The organism is Streptomyces sp. NPDC049627 (assembly GCF_044465645.1).
GTDB lineage: Bacteria > Actinomycetota > Actinomycetes > Streptomycetales > Streptomycetaceae > Streptomyces.
On sequence record NZ_JBITLW010000008.1, the window covers coordinates 93196 to 116601 of the forward strand.

Annotated in this window: 23 protein-coding genes; 13 read left to right on the forward strand and 10 right to left on the reverse strand. The window is 71.1% G+C overall.

Features of this window, described 5'->3' with window-relative positions; all coding sequences use genetic code 11:
• Nucleotides 1-72: 72 nt before the first annotated feature.
• From ACIBU0_RS22520 to thpD, 5 genes are all read left to right on the forward strand, one after another.
• Nucleotides 73-600, forward strand: a complete 528-nt coding sequence (locus ACIBU0_RS22520; protein ID WP_398821033.1) for a DinB family protein — start codon at nt 73-75, stop codon at nt 598-600.
• A gap of 306 nt (nt 601-906) precedes the next feature.
• Nucleotides 907-1413 carry a diaminobutyrate acetyltransferase gene (gene ectA / locus ACIBU0_RS22525; RefSeq protein WP_398821035.1) on the forward strand — a complete coding sequence of 169 codons (507 nt, stop codon included), beginning with the start codon at nt 907-909 and terminating at the stop codon, nt 1411-1413.
• Nucleotides 1414-1465: 52 nt separating this feature from the next.
• Complete coding sequence (ectB, locus tag ACIBU0_RS22530; RefSeq protein WP_398821037.1) at nt 1466-2737, forward strand: diaminobutyrate--2-oxoglutarate transaminase; 1272 nt, start codon at nt 1466-1468, stop codon at nt 2735-2737.
• Nucleotides 2738-2790: 53 nt separating this feature from the next.
• Nucleotides 2791-3195, forward strand: coding sequence for an ectoine synthase (locus ACIBU0_RS22535; protein ID WP_398821039.1), 405 nt, complete (start codon nt 2791-2793; stop codon nt 3193-3195).
• A 7-nt stretch (nt 3196-3202) separates the two neighbouring features.
• Complete coding sequence (thpD, locus tag ACIBU0_RS22540; protein ID WP_398821041.1) at nt 3203-4105, forward strand: ectoine hydroxylase; 903 nt, start codon at nt 3203-3205, stop codon at nt 4103-4105.
• A 98-nt stretch (nt 4106-4203) separates the two neighbouring features.
• Here the strand turns inward: thpD and ACIBU0_RS22545 are convergent, their stop codons facing one another.
• The 6 genes from ACIBU0_RS22545 to ACIBU0_RS22570 all read right to left on the reverse strand — a co-directional run bounded on the left by ACIBU0_RS22545 (nt 4204) and on the right by ACIBU0_RS22570 (nt 9408).
• The gene (locus tag ACIBU0_RS22545) at nt 4204-5208 is read right to left on the reverse strand and encodes a maleylpyruvate isomerase family mycothiol-dependent enzyme (protein WP_398821043.1); all 1005 of its coding nucleotides are present in this window, start codon (nt 5206-5208) and stop codon (nt 4204-4206) included.
• A 60-nt stretch (nt 5209-5268) separates the two neighbouring features.
• On the reverse strand, nt 5269-5886 hold the full coding sequence (locus ACIBU0_RS22550) for an RNA polymerase sigma factor (protein ID WP_398821045.1): 618 nt from the start codon (nt 5884-5886) through the stop codon (nt 5269-5271).
• 46 nt (nt 5887-5932) lie between these two features.
• Complete coding sequence (locus ACIBU0_RS22555) at nt 5933-6985, reverse strand: aminotransferase class V-fold PLP-dependent enzyme (protein ID WP_398821047.1); 1053 nt, start codon at nt 6983-6985, stop codon at nt 5933-5935.
• Nucleotides 6986-7092: 107 nt separating this feature from the next.
• Nucleotides 7093-7827, reverse strand: coding sequence for a DsbA family oxidoreductase (locus ACIBU0_RS22560; RefSeq protein WP_398821049.1), 735 nt, complete (start codon nt 7825-7827; stop codon nt 7093-7095).
• A 97-nt stretch (nt 7828-7924) separates the two neighbouring features.
• Nucleotides 7925-8416: a GNAT family N-acetyltransferase gene (locus tag ACIBU0_RS22565; RefSeq protein ID WP_398821051.1), complete on the reverse strand. Its 492-nt coding sequence runs from the start codon at nt 8414-8416 to the stop codon at nt 7925-7927.
• Nucleotides 8413-9408 (reverse strand): GlxA family transcriptional regulator, encoded by a 996-nt coding sequence (locus ACIBU0_RS22570; RefSeq protein WP_398821053.1) that lies wholly within the window; start codon nt 9406-9408, stop codon nt 8413-8415. The genes ACIBU0_RS22565 and ACIBU0_RS22570 overlap by 4 nt, the downstream gene beginning before the upstream one ends.
• Nucleotides 9409-9478: 70 nt before the next feature.
• Between ACIBU0_RS22570 and ACIBU0_RS22575 the strand changes: the two genes are divergently transcribed.
• On the forward strand, nt 9479-10876 hold the full coding sequence (locus ACIBU0_RS22575; RefSeq protein WP_398821055.1) for an MFS transporter: 1398 nt from the start codon (nt 9479-9481) through the stop codon (nt 10874-10876).
• On the opposite strand, the gene ACIBU0_RS22580 is transcribed toward ACIBU0_RS22575, so the two are convergent.
• Both ACIBU0_RS22580 and ACIBU0_RS22585 read right to left on the reverse strand, forming a co-directional pair.
• Nucleotides 10836-11444, reverse strand: coding sequence for a DUF1349 domain-containing protein (locus tag ACIBU0_RS22580; protein ID WP_398821057.1), 609 nt, complete (start codon nt 11442-11444; stop codon nt 10836-10838). The genes ACIBU0_RS22575 and ACIBU0_RS22580 overlap by 41 nt on opposite strands.
• A 40-nt stretch (nt 11445-11484) precedes the next feature.
• A complete protein-coding gene (locus tag ACIBU0_RS22585; protein WP_398821059.1) occupies nt 11485-12081 on the reverse strand; it encodes a hypothetical protein in 597 nt (198 codons plus the stop codon).
• A 241-nt stretch (nt 12082-12322) separates the two neighbouring features.
• On the opposite strand from ACIBU0_RS22585, the gene ACIBU0_RS22590 reads away from it, so the two are divergent.
• Both ACIBU0_RS22590 and ACIBU0_RS22595 read left to right on the forward strand, forming a co-directional pair.
• Nucleotides 12323-14044: a sensor histidine kinase gene (locus ACIBU0_RS22590; protein ID WP_398821061.1), complete on the forward strand. Its 1722-nt coding sequence runs from the start codon at nt 12323-12325 to the stop codon at nt 14042-14044.
• A gap of 133 nt (nt 14045-14177) precedes the next feature.
• The gene (locus ACIBU0_RS22595) at nt 14178-14825 is read left to right on the forward strand and encodes a response regulator (RefSeq protein WP_398821064.1); all 648 of its coding nucleotides are present in this window, start codon (nt 14178-14180) and stop codon (nt 14823-14825) included.
• Here ACIBU0_RS22595 and ACIBU0_RS22600 read toward each other — a convergent pair.
• Nucleotides 14822-16357, reverse strand: coding sequence for an aldehyde dehydrogenase (NADP(+)) (locus tag ACIBU0_RS22600; protein ID WP_398821066.1), 1536 nt, complete (start codon nt 16355-16357; stop codon nt 14822-14824). The genes ACIBU0_RS22595 and ACIBU0_RS22600 overlap by 4 nt on opposite strands.
• 132 nt (nt 16358-16489) lie before the next feature.
• Between ACIBU0_RS22600 and ACIBU0_RS22605 the strand changes: the two genes are divergently transcribed.
• The 5 genes from ACIBU0_RS22605 to ACIBU0_RS22625 all read left to right on the forward strand — a co-directional run bounded on the left by ACIBU0_RS22605 (nt 16490) and on the right by ACIBU0_RS22625 (nt 21750).
• Nucleotides 16490-17263: an IclR family transcriptional regulator gene (locus tag ACIBU0_RS22605; RefSeq protein WP_004002235.1), complete on the forward strand. Its 774-nt coding sequence runs from the start codon at nt 16490-16492 to the stop codon at nt 17261-17263.
• 84 nt (nt 17264-17347) lie between these two features.
• A complete protein-coding gene (locus ACIBU0_RS22610; RefSeq protein WP_398821068.1) occupies nt 17348-18349 on the forward strand; it encodes a hypothetical protein in 1002 nt (333 codons plus the stop codon).
• The gene (locus tag ACIBU0_RS22615) at nt 18346-19602 is read left to right on the forward strand and encodes a sensor histidine kinase (protein ID WP_398821070.1); all 1257 of its coding nucleotides are present in this window, start codon (nt 18346-18348) and stop codon (nt 19600-19602) included. The genes ACIBU0_RS22610 and ACIBU0_RS22615 overlap by 4 nt, the downstream gene beginning before the upstream one ends.
• Nucleotides 19599-20249, forward strand: coding sequence for a response regulator (locus ACIBU0_RS22620; protein ID WP_398821072.1), 651 nt, complete (start codon nt 19599-19601; stop codon nt 20247-20249). Before ACIBU0_RS22615 ends, ACIBU0_RS22620 begins: the two co-directional genes overlap by 4 nt.
• Nucleotides 20250-20304: 55 nt before the next feature.
• Complete coding sequence (locus tag ACIBU0_RS22625) at nt 20305-21750, forward strand: peptidoglycan D,D-transpeptidase FtsI family protein (protein ID WP_398821074.1); 1446 nt, start codon at nt 20305-20307, stop codon at nt 21748-21750.
• Between the two features lie 2 nt (nt 21751-21752).
• On the opposite strand, the gene ACIBU0_RS22630 is transcribed toward ACIBU0_RS22625, so the two are convergent.
• Nucleotides 21753-23204, reverse strand: coding sequence for an NCS2 family permease (locus tag ACIBU0_RS22630; RefSeq protein WP_398821076.1), 1452 nt, complete (start codon nt 23202-23204; stop codon nt 21753-21755).
• Nucleotides 23205-23406: the final 202 nt, after the last annotated feature.

A 23406-nucleotide genomic window follows, 5' to 3' on the forward strand; every position in this document is an offset into this window, starting at 1 on the left:
GCAAGGAAGCCGCGCGCTTCGCCCGCCGCTGAAAACCACCCCGCCGCCAGGCCCCCGTGTCACGCTCCCCGCATGACCACCAACACACCCCGGACCCTCCCCGACGGCCGCCCCATCCCCCTCCTGACCGGCGACGAGCTCCCCATGCTGGAGAGCTGGCTCGAGTTCCACCGGGCCACCCTGGCCCTGAAGTGCGCGGGTCTGGACGACACGCAGGCGCGACTGGCCTCGGCGGAGCCGTCCGCGCTCACACTGCTCGGGCTCGTGCAGCACCTCGCCGAGGTCGAGCGGAACTGGTTCCAGCGGGTGGCCGGGGGGCTCGACATGCCGCCGGTGTACGAGGAGGAGACCGGATACGCCCTCGACCCGGAGCGCGGCCTCGATGAGGCGCTCGTCGTGTGGCGGAGGGAGATCGCGCGGGGGCGGGAGGTGTGTGCCGGGCGCTCGCTGGAGAGCGTGGGACGGATCACCGACGGGCCGATGGCCGGGGTCGAGGTCAGTCTGCGCTGGGTGTTCCTGCACATGATCGAGGAGTACGCACGGCACAACGGCCACGCCGACATTCTGCGAGAACGTATCGACGGTGTTACCGGCGCCTGAATTCAGCGTAATTCCGGAATTCTTTTAGAGGGTAGCTTCCCCTAGTCTTCTGCCCGCTTTCCACGAACCTAAACGCAAAGATTCCGCGAACGCCAACCGGAGTAATTCGGGCAGGTCTCGTGAGAGTTACATGGCTGTGACGCGTTCCACATCGCGCCCGTTTTGTGCGGTATTAACCGGACAGAGTGGAGCAAAAGTCAGCCATCTCGATCAGGGTCTCACGCCCGCGCGATAACACATCCCGACCTCACGCGTAACCCCTCACGGCCATGCAATTTCAAATTTCCCTCGGTAAATTCAATTCGCATGACTGCCGCACAAGCAGACCTGCAAATCGACCGTCCGGCGGTGGCCGACGGGGCCGCGCTGTGGCGGATTGCCAGAGACTCCAAGGCCCTCGACCTGAACTCGTCGTACAGCTATCTGCTGTGGTGCCGCGACTTCGCCGGCACGTCGGCCGTCGCGCGTGACGAGCGCGGGGAGCCGGTCGGCTTCGTCACCGGGTACGTACGGCCCGACCGCCCGAGCACCCTGCTCGTCTGGCAGGTGGCCGTGGACGACGCCCACCGCGGGCGCGGCATCGCCGCCGCGCTGCTCGACGGGCTCGTCGCGCGGGTCGGCGGGGCGTACGGCGTCACGAGCGTCGAGACCACCATCACGCCCGGCAACACCGCCTCCGAGCGGCTGTTCAGCTCCTTCGCCGAGCGGCACGGCGCCGCCCTGGAGCGCGAGGTGCTGTTCCCCACGAGCGTGTTCCCGGACGGGCCCCACGACCCCGAAGTCCTGTACCGCATCGGTCCCCTCTCCCAGTGACCTCCCCCACTGACTCCCCCGACTCCCCCCACGCAACGAGGAGCGATTCGTCGTGACCATCACCCAGCCCGACCTCAGCGTCTTCGAGACCCTGGAGTCCGAGGTGCGCAGCTACTGCCGCGGCTGGCCCACCGTCTTCGACCGTGCGCGAGGCAGCCGCATGTACGACGAGGACGGCCACGAGTATCTGGACTTCTTCGCCGGGGCCGGCTCGCTGAACTACGGGCACAACAACCCGGTCCTGAAACGGGCGTTGATCGACTACCTGGAGCGGGACGGCGTCACGCACGGGCTCGACATGTCCACCAGCGCCAAGCGTGCCTTCCTGCAGACCTTCCAGGACCTGGTGCTGCGTCCGCGCGACCTGCCGTACAAGGTCATGTTCCCGGGGCCGACGGGTACGAACGCCGTCGAGTCGGCGCTGAAGCTGGCCCGCAAGGTGAAGGGACGCGAGGCCATCGTCTCGTTCACCAACGCCTTCCACGGGATGTCCCTCGGCTCCCTCGCCGTCACCGGCAACGCCTTCAAGCGGGCCGGCGCCGGGATCCCGCTGGTGCACGGCACGCCCATGCCGTTCGACAACTACTTCGACGGCACGGTCCCGGACTTCCTGTGGTTCGAGCGGCTCCTGGAGGACCAGGGCTCCGGACTCAACAAGCCCGCCGCCGTGATCGTCGAGACCGTGCAGGGCGAGGGCGGCATCAACGTCGCGCGTCCCGAGTGGCTGCGCGCGCTCGCCGAGCTGTGCGAGCGGCAGGACATGCTGCTGATCGTCGACGACATCCAGATGGGCTGCGGGCGGACGGGGGCCTTCTTCTCCTTCGAGGAGTCGGGCATCACCCCCGACATCGTCACCGTGTCCAAGTCCATCAGCGGCTACGGACTGCCCATGTCTCTGTGCCTGTTCAAGCCCGAGCTGGACATCTGGGAGCCGGGCGAGCACAACGGCACCTTCCGCGGCAACAACCCCGCCTTCGTCACCGCGACCGCCGCCCTGGAGATGTACTGGGCCGACGGCTCCGCGATGGAGAAGCAGACCCGGGCACGCGGCGAGCAGGTCGAGCAGGGGCTGATCGCCATCTGCGAGGAGAACCTGGCCGACGTGAAGGAGTACCGGGGCCGCGGGCTGGTGTGGGGCATGGAGTTCCACGACAAGGAGCGGGCCGGGCGCATCGCCCGGCGCGCCTTCGAGCTCGGGCTGCTCGTCGAGACGTCCGGCCCGGAGAGCGAGGTCGTCAAGCTGCTCCCCGCCCTCACCATCACCCCGGAGGAGCTCGACGAGGGGCTCAGCATCCTCGCCCGCGCCGCCCGCGAGACGGCCTGACCGGCCACCGCACCTGACCGAGCACACCACCACCTAGGAGGCATCGCAGCACCGTGATCGTCCGTTCGTTCAAGGAGATCGAAGGCACCGAGCGTCATGTGAAATCGGCGTCCGGCACCTGGGAGAGCAAACGCATCGTCCTCGCCAAGGAGAAGGTCGGCTTCTCCCTGCACGAGACGATCCTGTACGCGGGTACGGAGACGTCGATGTGGTACGCCAACCACATCGAGGCCGTCGTCTGCGTCGAGGGCGAGGCCGAGCTGACCGACCACGAGACCGGGCGGACGTACGCGATCACGCCCGGGACCATGTACCTCCTGGACGGGCACGAGAGGCACACGCTGCGGATCAAGGAGGACTTCCGCTGCATCTGTGTCTTCAACCCGCCCGTGACCGGCCGGGAGGACCACGACGAGAACGGCGTGTACCCGCTGCTCACCGAGCCCGAGGAGGTGTGAGAAACCCATGACCACTGCCATGACCGCACACGTCACCGATCTCTACCCCAGCCGCGGCGCCACCGAGGTGTCGACGCCGCGTCAGGACCCCGTCGTGTGGGGCGCCCCCGACACGCCGGGCCCGATCACGGCCACGGACCTCCAGTCGTACGAGCGCGACGGCTTCCTCGCCATCGACCAGCTCATCACCGACGACGAGGTCGCCGTCTACCGGCAGGAGCTGGAGCGGCTCGTCACCGACCCGGAGATCCGCGCGGACGAGCGCTCGATCATCGAGCCGAAGTCCAAGGACGTCCGGTCCGTCTTCGAAGTGCACAAGATCAGCAAGGTGTTCGCCTCGCTCGTGCGCGACGAGCGGGTCGTCGGGCGGGCGCGGCAGATCCTCGGCTCGGACGTGTACGTCCACCAGTCGCGGATCAACGTCAAGCCGGGCTTCGGGGCGAGCGGCTTCTACTGGCACTCCGACTTCGAGACCTGGCACGCCGAGGACGGTCTGCCGAACATGCGGACGGTGTCCGTCTCGATCGCGCTGACCGAGAACTACGACACCAACGGCGGGCTCATGATCATGCCCGGCTCGCACAAGACCTTCCTCGGGTGTGCGGGCGCCACGCCCGAGGACAACTACAAGAAGTCCCTCCAGATGCAGGACGCGGGCACGCCGTCGGACGAGGCGCTGACCGCCATGGCGAGCGAGTACGGCATCAAGCTCTTCACGGGCAAGGCCGGTTCGGCGACCTGGTTCGACTGCAACTGCATGCACGGCTCCGGGGACAACATCACGCCGTTCCCGCGCAGCAACGTGTTCATCGTGTTCAACAGCGTGGAGAACGCGGCCGTCGAGCCCTTCGCGGCTCCCGTACGGCGGCCGACGTTCATCGGAGCAAGGGATTTCACTCCCGTCCGGTAAGCCGAGCCCGGCCTGGGGTCCGGGGGTTGTCCCCCGGAGAATGCAGCATTGGCGCGAGGGACTTAACGCCGGTGAAGTGACCTGGCTGTGAGGTGACCTCACAGCCACGACAGCGACGCGGCCCGCTCCAGTACGTTCCGTACGGCGGCCGCGTCGCCCGTTTCGCCCCTCGGCACCGCCTGCGGCGTGCACCGTCCGCCGATCAGCAGGCAGAAGTCGACGGGGTCGAGGGTGAGTTCGGCCCGGACGGGCTCGTCCCCGGAGCCCAGCACCCACTCCTCGCCCCCGGTGACCGAGAACAGCACCGGGGGCGCGGTGGGTCCGAGCGCGAGACCGAGGACGCGGACGGCGAGGCGGATCAGCTGCCCCAGATGCTCCTGGCGCGGCGGCGGGACGGCGAGGCCGACGGCCCGCCCGATGTCGTCGGTGTGGATCCACGTCTCGAACGCGCGCGCCAGGAAGTGGTCGGCGACGGGCAGCCGCAGCCCCATCAACTCCACGGCCCGCCCGGCGGGTTCGGCGTCCCGCGCCTCGGGCGTGCCGAGCAGCTCGCCGGCCTGCGCGGACCACTCGGCCACGGTCTCCGCCGGCGTACGGCCGTGCTCATGGGCGATGACATCGGCGGTCCGGCGCTCCCAGGCCTCCTCCCAGGGCATCTCCTCCGCGCGGGGCGAGGACGGCACGCGTGGGCCGATCCCCAGCCGTCCGGCCAGGTGCTCGTCGGCGGCGAGAAGGTGAGCCACGGTGGCATGCACGTCCCAGTCGTGCGCGACCGGCGTGTCCCAGCACCCCTCCACCTCGGCCAGCAGCACCTTGAGCCCGGCGACGGCAGCGGCGTAGGGGGCGGCGTGCGCGGCGACGCGCGGTGCGGCGGGTCGCTCGCGCAGCGCGAAGGACACCACGTCGGTGGCCGGCCGCTCGGGGATGCCGGGCAGCGCCGGGCCCGCCAGCAGCCGTGCCGTCTCCCGAAGCCGTTCCGCCTCCGCGGCGCAGCTCTCGCACTCGGCCAGGTGCGCCAGGACCGTCCTCTCCTCTGCCGGGTCGAGGGCGCCGATGGCCCGGGCGGCCAGTAGGTCACGTACCGTCTCGTGGTCGTCGGTCATCGCGTCGCGCACCTCCTCGCCGTGGCCCGTGCCTGTTCCCTGCCCGTACTCCTCTCGCCATCATGCGCCCCTTTCGAGCGCCGGGTCCGGCGGGTCGGCCAAGGACTGCGCCAACGTGCGCAGGGCGGTGCGCAGCCGGGTCTTGGCCGTGCCCTCGGGGATGCCCAGCTCGACGGCGGCCTGCCGGTAGGTGCGGCCGGCGAAGTAGGCGAGGTGCACGACCTGCCGTTGCGGCAGCGGGAGTTCAGCGAGGGCGGTGTGCAGCAGGAGGGAGCGCTCCCGGTCGACGACCGTCTCGTCGGGGCCGGGTCCGGCGTCGGGGATGGCCTGGAGCGCCGAGTCGTCGGCGCCGGCGTCCTTGCGGTGCCGGGCCTCGCCGCGGACCCAGTCCACGGCCCGCCGGTGGGCGAGCAGGGACAGCCAGGTGCGCAGCGAGCCACGGCCCGGCTCGAAGGCGTACGGCCTGCTCCACAGCTGGGCGAAGACCTCCTGCGCCACGTCCTCTGCGGCGCCCGCGGAGCGGGTGACCCGCACGGCGACCCGCCGCACCAGCCCGCCGTACGCCGCGTACACCTCGGCCAGCGCGGACTCGTCGCCGTAGACCAGCCGCCGGTGTATCTCCGCGTCGGCAGGCAGCTGTACGGACGCGTCGTCCGTGGACTCCACCGGCACCACCACCCCTTGGTGCCTTTCCTAGCGTCCGCGCGAGGCCCGCGCCAGTGGTTCAGGAAGACAGGACGTCCAGCAACCGATCGACATCCTCAGGGGTGTTGTAGAGGTGGAAGGCGGCGCGCAGGTTGCCCGCGCGGTTGGACACCTCGATGCCTGCCGCGCTCAGCTCGGGCTGGCGGTGCCCGAGGCCGGGGACGGAGACGATGGCCGAGCCGGGTGAGGGCACCGGTTCCCGGCCGAGGCCGGCGAGGCCCGCCCGGAACCGGTCGGCGAGGGCGAGGTCGTGGGCCTGGATCGCGGCCACGCCCAGCTCCTCGATCAGTTCCAGGGAGGTGCGCAGTCCGGCGTACGTGAAGAGGCTGGGGCTGATGTCGAAGCGGCGGGCGGAGTGGGCGAGGTCCTCGACGGGGCCGTAGCAGCTGTCCCAGGGGAGCTCCCCGGCGACCCAGCCGGCGAGCAGCGGCGCCAGCCCGCCGAAGTCCTCGGGGACGACGCAGAATGCGGCACCGTGCGGCCCCATGAGCCACTTGAAGCCGACGGCGGCGACGAAGTCGTCCTCAGCGGCCTCCAGTGGCAGCCACCCGGCCGACTGGGAGGCGTCGACGTACGTGCGCGCCCCGTGTGTCCGGGCCGCCTCGCGCACCGCGGGCAGGTCGGCGACCCGGCCGTCTGCGGACTGCGCGGCGCTGACCGCGACCAGGGCGGTGTCCGGGCGGACCGACTCGGCGAGGCGCTCCAGCGGGACGGCGCGCACCTTGAGGTCGCCGCGCATGTGGAAGGGGTTCACGAGGGACGCGAAGTCGGCCTCGGCGGTGAGGACTTCGGCCCCGGCGGGCAGCGAGGCGGCGATCAGCCCGCCGTACTCGGCGACCGAGGCGCCGGTCGCGACCCGCTCGACCGGGACGCCGGCCAGCCGGGCGAAGGAGGAGCGCACGGCCTCCACGTCCTCGTAGAGCGGGCCCAGCGGCGTGCCCTCGGCCCGCATCCGGACGGCCCGGTCCAGGGCGGTCACGGTGCGGGCCGGCAGCAGGCCGTTGCTCGCGGTGTTGAGATAGACGTTCTTCGGGGCGAACTCGGCACGGACGAGGCTCTCGAAGGTCTCCATGGCTCCACTGTGGGCCCTGAAGACCTATTGGTCCATTGCGATTCTTTACGTGGTTTCGCTAAGGAGCGCTTATAGATCGGCCCCGACCTGCGCGTTCGCTCGGCGGCTCAGCGCTGCGGCACCGCGCACCCGTCGGGGCCGCACGCGTCCGCGTCACCGGGTGCGGCGGCAGCCCCGCCGTCGATCAGCGTCAGCGGCGAGCGCTCGCCCCAGGCCTGCGTCAGCGCCTGCTCGAAGACCTCGGCGGGCTGGGCGCCGGAGACGCCGTACTTGCGGTCGAGGACGAAGAACGGCACGCCGGTCGCGCCGAGCTGGGCGGCCTCGCGCTCGTCGGCGCGGACGTCGTCGGCGTAGGCGGACGGGTCGGCGAGGACCTTGCGGACGTCGTCGGCGTCGAGCCCGGCCTCGACGGCCAGCTCGACCAGCCGCTCGTCGCCCTCGGTGAAGAGGGACCGCTCCTCGGCGAAGTTCGCCCGGTAGAAGGCCTGGATCAGCTCGTCCTGCCTGCCGTGCTCCTTGGCGAGGTGCAGCAGGCGGTGCAGGTCGAAGGTGTTGCCGTGGTCGCGGCCCTGAGTGCGGTACTCCAGGCCTTCGGCGGCCGCCTGCGCGCCGAGGTTCTCCTCACCGGCCTGGGCCTGCGCCGCGCTCATGCCGTACTTCTTGGTGAGCATGGTGATCACGGGCTGGATGTCGCCCTTGGCGCGCCCGGGGTCCAGCTCGAACGAGCGGTGCACCACCTCGACCTGGTCGCGGTGCGGGAAGGCGTCGAGCGCCTTCTCGAAGCGGGCCTTGCCCACGTAGCACCAGGGGCAGGCGATGTCGCTCCAGATCTCGACGCGCATGTCTGTGGCTCTCCAGGTCGTGAGGTCGTGCGGAATACGGAATTGCGGAATACGGAGACTCCCTCCGGTGAGTGTATGAACGTTCAAGCAGCGAGGTTCATTCCCGGGGCACATCCAGGCGCATGGCGAGGTGGTGACTGCCGTCCTCCGGCTCGGCGACCCAGCCCTGGCGCCGGTAGAAGGCCTGGGCGCGCCGGTTGTCGACATGCACGTCAAGGACGGCCGTGCGCTTGCCGTCCGCCCGCCACTCCTCGGCACAGGCCGTGTGCAGGGCCGTACCGACGCCGGCGCGCCAGTGGTCGGGGTCGACGTGGAACTGGAAGAGCTTGACCGTCTCCGCGGGGGCGCCCTCCGGGGTGCGGAAGGACGCGAGGGCGATGATCCGGCCCTGCTCGACGACGCACAGCACATGCCCGTCGGGCCGCTGGACGGCGGTCCGCCAGGCGGCGAGCCAGTCGGTGCCGTCGTCCGGGACGCCGTCCGGGTAGTACGTCGCCCGGGCCCGTGCGTGCAGCGCAGCGATGGACTCCACCTCGGCGGACACGGCGGTGCGGATCACTCTGCCCGGTTTGGTTCGTTCGCTGATCATGCAACGGAGGACGTGACCGCCGCCGCGGTGGTTCCGAGCCGGCTGAACTGCGCCCGATAGGCACTGGGCGTCAGCCCCGTACGCCGGACCAGATGCCCGCGCAGCGAGTCGGCCGTGCCCAGCCCGCAGGCGCGGGCCACCTGGTCCATGGGCAGGGCGGTGGTCTCCAGCAGCTCCTTGGCGCGCTCGATGCGCTGGTGGAGCAGCCACTGCAGGGGGCTCACCCCGCTCTCGGCGTGGAAGCGGCGGGTGAGGGTGCGGACGCTGACGCCGGCATGGCGGGCCAGGTCGGTGAGGGTGAGCGGCTTGTCGAGGTTGCGCATGGCCCAGCCGCGGGTGTCGGCGCACGCCGTGCCACGCTCGGGCGGCAGCGGGGTCTGCGTGAACTGGGTCTGGCCGCCGGGCCGTACGGGCGCGACCAGGGCGAGCCGGGCGACCTCGTTGGCGACGGCGGCGCCGTAGTCGGTGCGGATGATGTGCAGGCACAGGTCGATGCCGGCGGCGTAGCCGGAGGAGGTCACGTACGGTCCGTCCTGCACGTACAGCACATCGCCGCGCAGGTCGACGTGCGGGTAGCGGCGGCGCAGCTCCTCGGCGTGCGCCCAGTACGTCGTGGCCCGGCGTCCGTGCAGCAGGCCGGCCTCGGCGAGCTGGAAGGCGCCCGTGCACAGGGAGGCGATCCGCTTGCCGTCGGCGGCCGCCTCGCGTACGGCGGTGACGATCCGCGACTCCGGCTCGAAGGGCTCCCCGGTCCCCGCGACGAGCACGGTGTCCGCCTCCCGCACGGCGTCGAGTCCGCGCCGTACGTACAGGTCGAGCCCACCGCTGGTGGGCACCGGCCCCGGCTCGGCCGCGCAGACGACCACCTCGTAGCCGGGCCGACCGCCCACCTCGACCTTGCCGAACAGCATCTCCGGGATGGCCAGGTTGAACATCGACACGGGTGAGGGCGCGACGACGGCGATGCGGTGCGGGGTGCACGGCTGGGGCATGGCCAGAACCTCCGGGTGCATGGCATTCCGGCCACTACTGTACGACGGCGGAGATCCGCAGCATGGAGGCATGCCGAAGAACGAGACGCACAGCGACACCCAACTCGCGTACCCCCATGAGGGGTTGGAGCGCGGCAAGCCCAAGAAGACCTCCTCCGCCCTGACCCTGACCGCCGGTCTCCTCGGTTTCGCGCTGGTCTGCCTCGACGCGTCCGTGGTGAACGTGGCCCTGCCCGCGATCGGTTCCTCGCTCGGCAGCGGAATGTCCGGCTTGCAGTGGGTGGTGGACGCCTACACCCTGGCCTTCGCCGCGCTGATGCTGTCCACCGGGGCCTTCTCGGACCGGGCGGGGGCGAGCCGCGCGTACGCGCTCGGCACCACCGTCTTCACGCTCGCCTCGGCGGCCTGCGGCCTGGCTCCGAACCTGCCCGCGCTGATCGGCGCGCGGGTGGTGCAGGGCGTGGCGGCGGCCGTGGTGCTGCCGGCCTCGCTGGCGCTCGTGCGGCAGGCCTACGCCGATCCGGCGCGGCGGGCCCGTGCGGTGGCCGTATGGGCGGCGGGCGGTTCGGTGGCGGTGGCGCTGGGTCCGGTGGCGGGCGGTGCGCTGACCACGGCCTGGGAGTGGCGGGGGATCTTCTTCGTCAACCTCCCGATCGGTGCGCTGATCCTCGCCCTGCTGGTCCGGGCGCCCCGCTCGGAGCGCCGTCCGGCGCCCCTGGACCTGCCCGGTCAGGTGACGGCGGTGGTGGCGCTCACGGCCCTCACCTTCGCGGTGATCGAGGGCGGGACGGCGGGCTGGGCGGCGCTGGCGGTGGCCGTCGTGGCCGTCGCCGCGTTCCTCCGGGTCGAGTCGCGCCACCCGCACCCGGTCGTCCCGCTCGGCCTCTTCCGCAACCGGACCGTCGCGGTGACGGTCGCCGCCGGAGCCGCGGTGAGCGTGGCCTTCTACAGCATGGTGTTCGTCTTCTCGCTCTTCTTCCAGCAGGTGCAGGGCCGTTCCGCACTGCAGGCGGGGCTGATGTTCCTGCCGATGACGGGCCTCATCGCGGTGACGAACGTGGTGGCGGGCAAGCTCGCGGGCCGCTACGGCGCGCGGCTGCCGATGCTGGTGGGGCAGGGCCTGGCCGTCGCCGGACTGCTCGTGACGCTGTACGTCGACACGGGCACGCCCGCGGTCGTGGTGGCCCTGCTCCTCGTCCCCATGGCGCTGGGCTGCGCCCTGACGGTGCCGCCGCTGACCGCGGCGATGATGGACGCCGTACCCGCCGAACGGGCGGGCCTGGCGGCCGGCGTGCTCAACGCCGCACGGCAGATGGCGGGGGCGCTGGGCATCGCGGTGTTCGGGGCGCTGGTCTCCGACGGTTTCGTGGCGGGGATGCGGCTGAGCGTGGGGATCAGCGCGGCCCTGCTCGCGCTGACCTGCCTGCTCAGCTTCCGTCTCGCAGGTCCTTCGGCCAGTTCGACCTGAACTCCAGGTGGTCGTACGTCACGACACACCCCTCCCCCATCGGCGACTGCGTCATGAACCCGACGAGGGCGGCGTCGCTCTCCTTCTCGTCGCCCAGCGTGAAGAGGCGCACGAAGGTCCAGTGCTCGCCGTCGCGGGAGGCGTGGAAGGCGAAGGCCCGGCCGGTGCGGCTGACCCTGAGCCACACGGAACTGCCTTCCACCGTGAAGGAGTTGGCGTCGTCGGAGTGGCCCCGGGTGACCACCGTGCAGACGGTCGGCACATCCGGCGAGTACTCCAGACAGAGCTTGGCCCAGGCCCGCTCCCCGACATGGACGTAGAGCACCCCGGCATCGAAGGCGGCGGCGAACCCGACGGTGACACGGGCTATCAGCTGGAAGTCGCCTTCGGGCGCGCCGAGGAGCCGCGGCGCGTCGGAGGCGGGGTCCAGGGCTTCCCCGGTGGGCGGCACGAACCGGTCCTGCCGGGGGCCGGCCCATCCGGAGAGGATGCCGTCGTCGTAGGACCAGTGGCCGTCGGGGCCATAGGTGCGGAGCAGGAAAGGCAGTTCGGGAAGTTCCACGTCCATGCCGGGATTCTTCCAGGCGGTGCCGGCGCCGGGCACCCGGTCACCGGGACTGGAGGGCGTCCAGGGCCACGGCCTGGGCGATGGCGAGGCGCAGGTCCAGGTCGGGCGAGGCCACGTCGAGCAGATAGCGGTCGCGCAGCCCTATCTTCTTGTCGACTTTCATCACCGGCTTGTCGCCATTGGTGAAGTCGAAGTGGTAGGGCCACACGAACGGCACGAGGTCGAGCGGCAGCAGTTCCCAGACCCGGCGCAGCACGGCCACGACCGGGTTGCGCTCACGTCCGACGGCCGAGACGGAGCCCGGCTGGTCCAGCTCCCACGTCGAGCGCACCAGGGAGGCGGCGAACTTCTTGCGGAACGTGCCGACGGGGTTGTCCATCGCGTCCCGTACGTCGTAGAGGGCGCTGACGTCGAGGACTTGGCGGGCCTTGGCGGTGAAGAGGACCCGGTCCTTGGACTCGTCGGTGTAGAAGGTCATCTGCTCCTTGAGCGCCATCCTCTTCTGCTCGGCGAAGGCGACGACCTTGCCGTCCGTGCCGTCCGGCAGCGTCTCGGTCACGACGTACCGGTTGATCATGAGGGTCGTCTTCTGCCTGATGGTGAAACGCTCGTTCTTCTGCGGCCGCGCACTGTCCACTGTTCCCGCTCCCTGTGCCGGTGATCTCTGCTGCCGGCGCTCGCGTCCGGCGGATTCATCCTCACCGGGCACGCCGGCCCGGACAGTCCTCGTAAGTCGACATCCGCAGCGACCAAAGATGACAGGCCCGGCGGCGACCGGGTGTCGACTTTCGTCGTTCGGAAGTGCGCCGAAGGGTGGATGCGGGCGCCCGCGGGCGGCTGTCTATGGTCTGCGCGTGGACCCAGCCAACAGTTTGCGCGTGGACGCAGCAGACACACCCCGCACCGGCCGGCCGTTCCTGGCCCGGCTCGCCGCCGACTCCTCCTGCTCCCGGAAACGGATCATCGGGGAGGCCGCACTCGCCATCGTCTTCGCGTCGGCGGTCCTCTTCGGCGGGGCGGCCGTGTTCGGCGCGTGGACCGGCGCCGTGGTCCTGGCCGTCGCCGTACTGGGGCTGGCCCGCCGCTCGTTGCCGGCGACGGTACTGCTCGTCTCGTCGGCCATGGCCGGGGCACTGGTCGGCGCGACACCACTGCTGATCTGCGCGAGCTGGTCGGCGGGCAGCCGCATCATGCGTGCCGGGCGCGCACTGGCCGCGTACGCGGCCGGGCTCCTGCTCCACATCGTCTTCGCCGCCCAGAGCGCGCCCAACGGGGAGGGCCGACTGCCGCTGCTCATGACGGCCGGGCTGACCACGGGCTCGTTCCTGACGCTGGCGGTCGTGCCGGGCCTCGCCTCCCGCTACCGCGCCCAGCGTCACGCGCTGCTGGACGCCCTGCGGCGGCACAACGCCCAACTGGTGCGCGAGCAGGCGATGGTGGCCCGGCAGGCCCGGCTCCTGGAACGACAGCGAATCGCCCAGGACATGCACGACAGCCTCGGCCACCAGCTCGCCCTGATCTCGGTGCACGCCGGGGCGCTGGAGGTGGACCCGGAGCTGGGCGAGCGCCAGCGGGAAGGGGTGGGCATCCTCCGGGAGGCGTCCAGGACGGCGATGCGGGAGCTCCGCGAGGCGGTGGGCATCCTGCGCGACGGCGTCGAGGCCCCGACCGGAGCGCGGTCCGACCCGGCCGATGCCGAGACCCCGGCGGCCCGGGTGGCGTCCACCGTCGACGACCTCGTCCAGTCCTCACGGGCGGCGGGCGCGGCGGTGGAGCTGCACCGCTCCGGCGCCGTACGGCCCCTCGCGCCGGCCGCCGACCACGCGGCGTACCGCATCGCCCAGGAGGGCCTGACCAACGCGCACAAGCACGCGCCGGGCGCCCCCATCACCGTGGCGCTGCGCTACGAGCCGGACAGCCTGGTGGTCGAGGTGGCCAACGGGCCCGTACCGGCCGGCGCGGTGGCGGCGCCGCCCGCGGTCAGCGGCGGCCAGGGCCTGGCGGGTCTGCGGGAGCGGGCCCGGCTGGTCGGCGGCATGGTGCACACCGGCCCCACGCCCGACGGCGGTTTCCGCCTCGCCGGTGTGCTGCCCTACGGCGGTGGCGAGCCGCGGCCCGGTCCGGACGGCGCGACCTCCGTCGCCGTGGACGACGACTTTCGGGGGCAGATCGACGGGGACGCTGCGGGCGACGGTGGAGCGGTCATCGACCGTTCCGATCCGCAAGGGGAGTTCGCCGCCATCATGAGCAGCAAGAAGAAGGTCGCCCTCGGCTGTGTCGTCACCTCCGTCGTCCTCATACTGGGCGTCGTCGCCCTCGGGGCATGGGGGCTGACGGCGCTGTTCGACGAAGTGGAGAGCGGCACGATATCGGCGGACGTGTACAAGTCCGCGAAGGTCGGCGACGCCGAGGCCGATGTGAAGGCCAAACTGCCGGAAGGCAGTTCCCTGCTCACCGACGGCCAGGAGAAGAAGGGCCCGCCGCTGCCCGAGGGCGCGGCATGCCGTCACTACCTGGACATCGACGACGACATCGTCTACCGGTTCTGCTTCCGCGACGGGAAGCTGGTCGCGAAGGAGTCCTACAAGGACGAGCTGTGACCGGCGCGTGCGAGGAATGACCGGCAGCTCCGCGGGACGACCGGCGGCGCCCGGGTCGCACACGCGAGCGGATCGGGCATGATGGCGGGGCTTTGCCATCCGTTCATCGCACCCACACCGCGCAGGAGGCCGCGTGATCCGGGTCCTCGTCGCCGACGACGAGCCGCTCATCAGGGCCGGCATCAGGATGATCCTCACCTCGGCCGACGACATCGACGTCGTCGCCGAGGCGGCGGACGGCCGGGAAGCGGTGGAGACCGCCCGGAGCACCGCGGTCGACGTGGCCCTGCTGGACATCCAGATGCCGGTGATGGACGGGCTGACCGCGCTCGCCGAGATCGGGCGGGCCACGCCGCAGGTGCGTGTGCTGATCCTGACCACGTTCGGCGAACGCGACAACGTCCTGCGGGCGCTCGGCCACGGCGGCGCCGGCTTCCTGCTGAAGGACTCCGCGCCGCAGGAGCTGATCCACGCGGTGCGCGCGGCGGCGGCCGGCAACGCCTACCTCTCCCCGGCCGCCACCCGGCACGTCGTGGACACCCTGGCCTCCCCCGCCGCCACCGTGCGCGGCGAGGAGGCCCGCCGCCGCCTCGCCGCCCTGACCGAGCGGGAGCGCGACGTCGTTGCCCTGCTGGGCGAGGGACTGTCCAACGCGGACGCGGGCGCCCGGCTGCACATGAGCGAGGCCACGGTGAAGACGTACGTCAGCCGCATCCTGACCAAGCTCGACTGCGAGAACCGGGTCCAGGCGGCGCTGCTCGCCCGGGACGCGGGACTCTAGGCGCGGCCCTCCAGGGTGCCGTTGAACCGGCGGGGCAGCCCGAGCGGGTTGTCGTCCTTCAGCTCCGGGGGCAGCAGCGCCTCGGGGGCGCCCTGGTACACCACCGGACGCAGCCACCGCTCGATGGCCGTACCGCCGACGGACGTGGAGGTGGAGGTGGTGGCGGGGTACGGGCCTCCGTGGTGCTGGGCCGGAGCCACGGCGACACCGGTCGGCCAGCCGTTGACCAGCACGCGCCCGGCCAACGGGGTCAGCTCCGCGAGCAGTTCGGGCCCGCGGCCCTGACCGGCGGCCTCCTCGGTGGACACGTGCACGGTCGCGGTGAGGTTGCCCGGCAGCCGGGACAGCACTGTCTTCGCCTGGTCCTCGTCCTCGTAACGGACCACGACCGTGACGGGACCGAAGCACTCCTCCAGCAGCAGGTCGTACGCGCCCTCGGCCGCCAGCTTGTCCGCGGCCACCGTCAGGAAGCCCGCGCTGACGGTGTGCTCGCCGCCCGCGCCCGGCGTCACCGGCGACTCCACGTCGGGGAGTCCGACCCGCTCGGCGACTCCGGCGACGAAGTTGTCGCGCATACGGTGGTCAAGGAGGACGCCCGCCTCGACGTTGCTGACGGCGTCGGTGAGGGACTTCACCAGCTGGTCGCCCGCGGCACCGCTGGGCGCCAGCACCAGGCCGGGCTTCACACAGAACTGCCCGACGCCCAGGGTCATCGACCCGGCGAGCCCGGCGCCGATGGCCTCCGCGCGCTCGGCGGCCGCGGCCTCCGTGACGAGCACCGGGTTCAGCGAGCCGAGCTCACCGTGGAAGGGGATCGGGACCGGCCGCGCGGCCGCCGCGTCGAAGAGGGCGCGACCGCCTCGTACGGAGCCCGTGAACCCGGCCGCCGCGACCAGCGGGTGCTTGATCAGCTCGATACCGGCCTCGAAGCCATGGACGAGACCGACCACGCCCGCCGGGATGCCGTGCTCGGCGGCAGCCGTACGCAGCACGTGAGCGACCAGTTCGGACAGGCCCGGGTGGTCGGGGTGGGCCTTGACGACGACCGGGCAGCCCGCGGCCAGCGCGCTCGCGGTGTCGCCGCCGGCGACGGAGAAGGCGAAGGGGAAGTTGGAGGCCGAGTAGACGGCGACGACGCCGAGGGGCACCTTGTAACGGCGCAGGTCCGGGATCGGCGGGGTCGCGGTGTCGTCGGGGTGGTTGATGACGACGTCCAGGAAGGCGCCCTCGTCGACGATGTCCGCGAAGGCCCTCAGCTGGTAGCAGGTACGGGCGAGTTCGCCGGTGAGACGGACCGGGCCGAGCGCGGTCTCCGCGTCGGCCGCCTCGACGAGCTGGTCCTTGGCCGTCTGGAGCCGGTCGGCGGCGGTGCGCAGGAAGGCCGCGCGGACGGTCCGGTCGGAGAGGGAGCCGCGTGCGTCGTGCGCGGCGCGGACGGCGGCGTCGACCTCCTGGGCTGTGGCCTCCACCGCAACCTGTTCACGCTGCTTCCCGGTTCGGGGGTCGACACTCCAGACTGGTGCTGCTGCCACCGCGGGTCCCTCCACACATGTCATGCCGCAGTACGGGGTCATTCACCAGGCGCGTTCGATATACTGAACGCTGTCTCTGATGATGAATATGCTGTGGAGACTATTTCCCGTCGAACGAAGGGGTCAAGGGCGATGTCGGCTGGCGAGACGGGCGGCGGGGCGCAGGTCAAGTCCGCGGTACGGACGGTTGAACTGCTCGAATACTTCGCCGGACGCCCCGGCATGCACTCCCTGGCGTCGGTCCAGGAGGCCGTCGGCTACCCCAAGTCCAGCCTCTACATGTTGCTGCGCACGCTCGTCGAGCTGGGCTGGGTGGAGACGGACGCGACGGGCACGCGGTACGGCATCGGGGTGCGGGCGCTGCTGGTGGGCACCTCGTACATCGACGGCGACGAGGTGGTCGCGGCGGCCCGCCCGACGCTGGACCGCCTCTCGGACGACACGACCGAGACCATCCACCTGGCCCGCCTCGACGGCACCAACGTCGTCTACCTCGCCACCCGCCAGTCCCAGCACTACCTGCGCCCCTTCACCCGGGTCGGCCGCCGCCTGCCCGCGCACTCGACCTCCCTCGGCAAGGCGCTGCTGAGCACGTACACGGACGAGCAGGTCCGCAAGATGCTCCCGGAGACGCTCCCCGCGCTGACCGAGAACACGATCACCGACCGGGAGAAGCTGATCGAGGAGCTCCACCAGGTCCGGGAACAGGGCTTCGCCGTCGACCGCGAGGAGAACACCCTGGGCCTGCGCTGCTTCGGTGTGGCGATCCCGTACCGCACCCCGGCCCGCGACGCGATCAGCTGCTCGGTCCCGGTGGCCCGCCTGACCCCGGCCCACGAACAGATGGTGAAGGACGCCCTGTTCGACGCGCGGGACCGGCTGACGCTGGCGACGCGCAGGCTCTGAAACGGTCCCTCTCCCCCGTCCGGCGGAGAGGGATCGTCTTCGCGCAGGACGTGCTCGCCGGGGCCCGCGCGGGAGCGTGGACGCATGACGCAGTCACTCGCTCCCGCCGCCCCCGTCATGGACCCGGCGCCCCTCAGCCGATCCCGCCGGATCCTGCGCGCCGTCGCCGTCGTCTCCTGCGTGCCGTATCTCTCGCTCAAGATCGCCTGGGTCGCCGGGAGCCACGTCGGGATTCCCGAGGACAGCGGGCTGCTGGACCACCGGCTCACCATGGCGGTCGTCAACAGCCTCTCCGTGCTGCTGGACAGTGCCGTGGTCGTGCTCGCGCTGGTGCTGACCAGGCCCTGGGGGCTGAGGGTGCCCGCGTGGCTGCTGGCGTTTCCGGTGTGGGTCGCCACCGGGCTGCTCACTCCGATCATGACCGGCTTCCCGCTGCAACTCGTGGTGCGCGCCTTCGGGGGCAGTACCACGACGGGCTCGGGCGGTGAGGCCTTCCTGGACGAGTGGGTGTTCACGGTCGTCTACAGCGGGTTCATCGCTCAGGGGATCGCCCTGGGAGCCCTGTTCACGCTCTACGCCCGGGACCGCTGGGGGCACCTGTGGCGTGGGCCGGTGTGGGAGCTGCCCGTCGGTGTCATCGGCGCGGCCCAGCGCGTGACCGCCGTCGCCGCGGGCGTTCTGGCGCTGTTCCCGCTCACCATGCACCTGCTGTGGGCCTGCGGTGCGACGGCGGGGCTGAGCGACGGCCGGACGACGGACCGGACCGGCGACTTCTACGCCCTGGAGACCGTGTACGCCGCCTTCCTCCTCGTCGCCGTCACGGGCGGCGGCATGCTCGCCTTCCGCCGCGGCCGGGCCCTGCCCGTGAAGGTGCCGCTCGGCCTGGCCTGGGTCGGCTCCGGTGCCGTCACCTGCTGGGGCGGCTGGCTGGCGCTGGCCTCGCTGGGCGAGGTGGACGACATCGCCGACCGGGCCACACCGCTGATGAGCCTGACCTACGCTGGCCAGATGATCGTCGGCATCCTCGTCGCCACTGTCGGCGCCTACTTCCTGGCAGAGCGATCCGCCCTGAAGCGGCCGGCGTGACCCGACATCTCCGGTTCCTGTTCGGCCGGCAGGCGCGTCGCCGATGGCTCCATCTGATCATCGGCGGCGCGCTCGCCATGCCGTACGTCTTCGTCGGCCAGCTCGTCGTCGGTCCCGCCACCGACTCCCGGTACGTCTTCAACGACCTCTCCCTCCAACTGCTCTCCTTCGCCCTCGGGTTGCCCCTGGCCGCGGTCACCGCCGTGCTGTTCCCGCTGACCCGGCCGCTGGAGGCCGGCGCGGTCAGGTGGCTGTGCGGGGTCGACCGGGACCTTCTCGCCTACGGGCCCGCCCGGACGCGGGGGGCGAAGGGGCGTACGGCGGCCTGGTTCACGCTGCATCTCGGGTTCGGAGGGATCATCTCCGGGATGTCGCTGGCGGTGCCGCCGTTCGCGGGCTTCCTCACCGCGCTGCCGCTGATCGTCCGGCTGGGCGGTACGGAGTTCGTCGAGCTGCCCGAAGCCCTCGAACAGACCTGGGTGCTGGCGCTCGCGCCGGTCGCCGGCGTGGCGACACTGCTCGCGCTCGCGGGCTGCGCGGCCGGCTCCGGTGCCCTCCTCGCCCGTTGGGCGCCCGCGTTGCTCGGGCCCACGCCCGAGGACCGCCTCGCGGCGGCCGAGGCACGCGCCGCCGACCTCGCCGTGCGCAACCGGCTCGCGCGCGAGCTGCACGACTCCGTGGGCCATGCCCTCAGCGCCGTCACCCTTCAGGCGAGCGCGGCCCGCCGGGTCCTGGACACCGACCCGGAGTTCGTCCGCGAGGCCCTCGCCGCGATCGAGGACACCACCCGGCGCACGGTCGGCGAACTCGACGCCGTCCTGGGCGTGTTGAGGGACGGCGACGCTCCCGGTACGGCCCCGGCGCCCACCCTCGCCGCCGACCTCGACGGGCTGCTGCGCCGCACCCGCGCGAGCGGGCTGCGGGTGCGGACCACGCTCACCGCCGACCCCGACGCCCTGCCGCCCGTCATCTCCCGCGAGGCCTACCGCATCGTGCAGGAGGGGCTGAGCAACGCCCTCAAGCACGCCGGTGACGGCGTGACCGTGGAGCTGCGGACCGCGGTGGCCGACGGGCACCTGGAGATCACGGTCGAGAATCCCGTCGCCCGCGCCCCCGAGTGCCGTCCCGGTGGCGGCCACGGTCTGCGGGGCATCGCCGACCGGGCGCGGCTGCTGGGCGGCACGACGCAGGCCGGCGCCGCCCGGGGGACGTGGCGGCTGCACGTACGACTGCCCCTGAAGGGACCCGCATGACGATCCGGATCGTCCTCGCCGACGACGAACGCATGGTCCGCACCGCCCTGCGCGCCATCCTCTCCGCCGAGCCGGACCTGGAGGTGGTCGGCGAGGCGGCCACCGGTGCCGAGGCCGTGACGGTCGTGCGGGACCGCCGGCCCGACGTCGTCCTCATGGACGTCCGCATGCCCGAGATCGACGGCATCCGGGCCACCGAGCAGATCCTCGCCACGCTCACCGACCCGCCCCGGATCGTCGTCGTCACCACCTTCGAGAACGACTCGTACGTGTACGACGCCCTGCGCGCCGGGGCGGCGGGCTTCCTGCTGAAGCGGGCGGAGGCGGAGGCGCTCGTGCAGGCCGTACGGCTGGTCTCGCACACCGACACCCTGCTGTTCCCGTCGGCGGTGCGCAGCCTCGCGGCCGAGCACGCGCGCGCGTACCCCGCGCCGCCGCCCTGGGTGGCGAGGCTCACGTGCCGCGAGAGCGAGGTGCTGCGGCTGATGGCCCGGGGCCTGACCAACGCGGAGATCGCACGGCGGATGGACGTCGGTCCGGCCACCGTGAAGTCGCACGTGGCGGCGGTCCTGGCGAAGACGGGCACCCGGGACCGCACACAGGCGGTGATCGCCGCCTACGAGGCGGGCTTCATGAACGCGCGATGAGAAAACGGGGCGCAAGGGAACGATTGCCCCCGCCCCGATCGTCGTCCCGAGTGGGATGAACAAGACGATCAGGCGGGCGTCCGTCTTCACGCTGCTGCTCGTGCTCGCTCTGCTGGTCAGGGCGACCTGGGTGCAGTTCTACGACGGCCAGGCCCTTGCGGACGACAAGGACAACCGGCGGAATGCGATCGCGCTGTACAGCGAGCCGCTCGGCAACATCGTCGTGGGCGGCGAGGCGGTCACCGGCTCGGCGCGCACGAAGAGCGGCGACCTCGCGTACAAGCGGACGTACAAGCAGGGCCCGCTGTACGCGGCCGTCACCGGGTACAGCTCACAGGCGTTCGGCGCCACCCAGCTGGAAGGCGTCTACCAGGACCTGCTCGACGGCACCGACAACCGTCTGAAGAGCGTGCTGGACACCGTCACCAACAAGCGGTCCGAGCCCGGCAATGTGATCACGACGATCGACCCGGACGTCCAGAAGGCGGCGTACGACGCGCTCGGCGACAAGAAGGGCGCCGCCGTCGCGATCGACCCCACCACCGGGAAGATCCTGGCGGTCGTCTCCACCCCGTCGTACGACCCGTCGACGATCACGACGGGCGACTCGGCCGCCTGGAAGCGGCTGACCAAGGACGCCGACAAGCCGCTCACGAACCGCGCGCTGCGCCAGCCGCTGCCGCCGGGTTCGACGTTCAAGCTGGTCGTCGCGGCGGCCGCGCTGGAGGACGGCCTGGTCTCGTCGGTGGACGACAAGACGGTCAGCCCGGACCCGTACCCGCTGCCGCAGTCGAGCAGCAGGCTGACCAACGAGAACCCGTCCGCCCCGTGTGAGAACGCCTCGATCAGGGTGGCCCTGCAGTACTCGTGCAACAACGTCTTCGGGAAGATGGCCGTCGACCTGGGCCAGGACAAGGTCCGGGCGATGGCCGAGAAGTTCGGCTTCAACGACGACGAGCAGGACGTGCCGGTGCGGGCGTACGAGAGCGTGTATCCGACGGACATGGACAAGGCGCAGACCGCGCTGTCCGGCATCGGCCAGTTCGACGTCACCGCGACCCCGTTGCAGATGGCCATGGTGTCGGCCGCCATAGCCAACGGCGGCAAGCTGGTCTCGCCGCACATGGTGTCCCAGATCACCGACGGCGGCGGAAACCCACTGGAGAACTACGACGACAACGCCGGGAGCAAGGAGATCGTCAGCTCCGACACGGCCGAGCAGCTCCAGTCGGCGATGCGGACGGTCGTCGAGAAGGGCACGGGCACGAACGCCCAGATCCCCGGCGCCACGGTGGGCGGCAAGACGGGCACGGCCCAGCACGGCGAGAACAACAGCAAGACGCCGTACGCCTGGTTCACGTCGTATGCGAAGTCCGGGGACAAGGAGGTCGCCGTCGCGGTGGTCGTGGAACAGTCGGACGCGGCGCGGTCGGAGGTCAGCGGCAACGGCCTGGCCGCTCCCGTGGCCCAGAAGGTCATGGAGGCGGCACTCGGGAGGTAGGGCTACTTGACGCCCAGAACCTGCTCGATCGGGTCGATCGCGAAGTACACCAGGAACAGCGCCGAGGTCCCCCACAACAGCCAGTGGATGTCCTTCGCCTTGCCCAGCACCGTCTTGATCACGACGTAGGCGAGGAACCCGGCCCCGATGCCGTTGGTGATGGAGTACGTGAACGGCATCACGGCGATGGTCAGGAACGCGGGGATGGCGATCTCGTACTTGTCCCAGTCGATGTGCTTGACCTGGGTCATCATCAGGAAGCCGACGGCGACGAGGGCCGGGGCGGCGGCCTGCAGCGGGACGATGGTCAGCAGCGGCGTCAGGAACAGCGCCAGGCCGAACAGACCACCGGTGATCAGGTTCGAGAAGCCCGTACGCGACCCCTCACCGACGCCTGCCGCCGACTCGATGTAGGACGTCGCGGAGGAGGACGACGACGCGCCTCCCGCGACCGCCGCCGCACCGTCGATCAGCAGCACCCGGCCGAGGTTCGGCACCTTGCCCTGATCGTCGAGGAGACCGGCCTCGGCGCTGATGCCGACGACCGTGCCCATCGTGTCGAAGAAGTCGGACAGGATCAGCGTGAAGATCAGCAGGACGACGGTGATGGCCGTGGTCTCGCCGAACGCGCCGAACAGGCTGAAGTCGCCGAGGAGTCCGAAGTCGGGGGTGTCGACCACCTTGTCGGGCCAGGCCGGCGTGGTCAGACCCCACGCCTTGATGTCGGCGACCGAGTTGATGATCATCGCGACGACCGTCATGGTGACGATGCTGATCAGGATGGCGCCCTTGACCTTGCGCGCGAGCAGGGCGATCGTCAGCAGAACTCCGAGGCAGAAGACGAGAATCGGCCACCCGGCGAGCCGGCCGACGCCGCCCAGCTGAACCGGCACGGTGGTGTTCGCGGCGTCCGGCATACGGCTGACGAACCCGGCGTCGACGAAGCCGATGAAGGCGATGAACAGGCCGATGCCGACGCTGATCGCCTGCTTGAGCGGTTGCGGGATGGCGTGCATGACGGCCTCGCGCAGACCGGTGACCACGAGCACGCAGATCAGCAGGCCTTCGAGGACGACCAGGCCCATCGCGTCGTCCCAGGACATCAGCGGGGCGATCTGGAAGGCGACCACGGCGTTCAGGCCGAGGCCCGCGGCGAGCGCGAGCGGCAGGTTGCCGCCGACACCCATGATGATCGTCATGACCGCGGCCACCAGGGCGGTGGCGGTGGTGAGTTGGACCGCATCCAACTGATGGCCGAACTTGTCCTTCGCGCTGCCGAGGATGATGGGATTCAGGACAAGGATGTAGGCCATCGTGAAGAACGTGGCGAAGCCGCCGCGTATCTCACGGGCGAAGGTGGACCCCCGTTCGGAGATCTTGAAGAACCGGTCGACACTGTTCACGCCCGGTGGCGTGGCGTCCGACCGGACGGCCACCTTCTGGGACTCGGACATGGCGGTTGCTCCTCGGTGCCTGATTGATCGGTGTGCGGATGCTGGCTGGATTGTTCCCGCGTTGAACCCGTTTCAGGTTTTCTCCGTGTTACGGAATCAGCGCTGCTCAACGTACGGCCTGCCAGACCGCGTTCGAAGCCCCGTACGAAACACGCAATCGATCACTGCTACGCTTCCGGCTCTCGACCGGATGATCTCCGGA

Coding starts and splice junctions, on each gene's coding strand:
- ACIBU0_RS22620 (WP_398821072.1), top strand. CDS start 19,599: ATGACGATCCGGATCGTCCTCGCCGACGACGAACGCATGGTCCGCACC.
- thpD (WP_398821041.1), top strand. CDS start 3,203: ATGACCACTGCCATGACCGCACACGTCACCGATCTCTACCCCAGCCGC.
- ACIBU0_RS22610 (WP_398821068.1), top strand. CDS start 17,348: ATGACGCAGTCACTCGCTCCCGCCGCCCCCGTCATGGACCCGGCGCCC.
- ACIBU0_RS22605 (WP_004002235.1), top strand. CDS start 16,490: ATGTCGGCTGGCGAGACGGGCGGCGGGGCGCAGGTCAAGTCCGCGGTA.
- ACIBU0_RS22560 (WP_398821049.1), bottom strand. CDS start 7,827: ATGCGCGTCGAGATCTGGAGCGACATCGCCTGCCCCTGGTGCTACGTG.
- ACIBU0_RS22625 (WP_398821074.1), top strand. CDS start 20,305: ATGAACAAGACGATCAGGCGGGCGTCCGTCTTCACGCTGCTGCTCGTG.
- ACIBU0_RS22580 (WP_398821057.1), bottom strand. CDS start 11,444: ATGGACGTGGAACTTCCCGAACTGCCTTTCCTGCTCCGCACCTATGGC.
- ACIBU0_RS22545 (WP_398821043.1), bottom strand. CDS start 5,208: ATGACCGACGACCACGAGACGGTACGTGACCTACTGGCCGCCCGGGCC.
- ACIBU0_RS22630 (WP_398821076.1), bottom strand. CDS start 23,204: ATGTCCGAGTCCCAGAAGGTGGCCGTCCGGTCGGACGCCACGCCACCG.
- ACIBU0_RS22575 (WP_398821055.1), top strand. CDS start 9,479: ATGCCGAAGAACGAGACGCACAGCGACACCCAACTCGCGTACCCCCAT.
- ACIBU0_RS22520 (WP_398821033.1), top strand. CDS start 73: ATGACCACCAACACACCCCGGACCCTCCCCGACGGCCGCCCCATCCCC.
- ACIBU0_RS22565 (WP_398821051.1), bottom strand. CDS start 8,416: ATGATCAGCGAACGAACCAAACCGGGCAGAGTGATCCGCACCGCCGTG.
- ACIBU0_RS22570 (WP_398821053.1), bottom strand. CDS start 9,408: ATGCCCCAGCCGTGCACCCCGCACCGCATCGCCGTCGTCGCGCCCTCA.
- ACIBU0_RS22555 (WP_398821047.1), bottom strand. CDS start 6,985: ATGGAGACCTTCGAGAGCCTCGTCCGTGCCGAGTTCGCCCCGAAGAAC.
- ectA (WP_398821035.1), top strand. CDS start 907: ATGACTGCCGCACAAGCAGACCTGCAAATCGACCGTCCGGCGGTGGCC.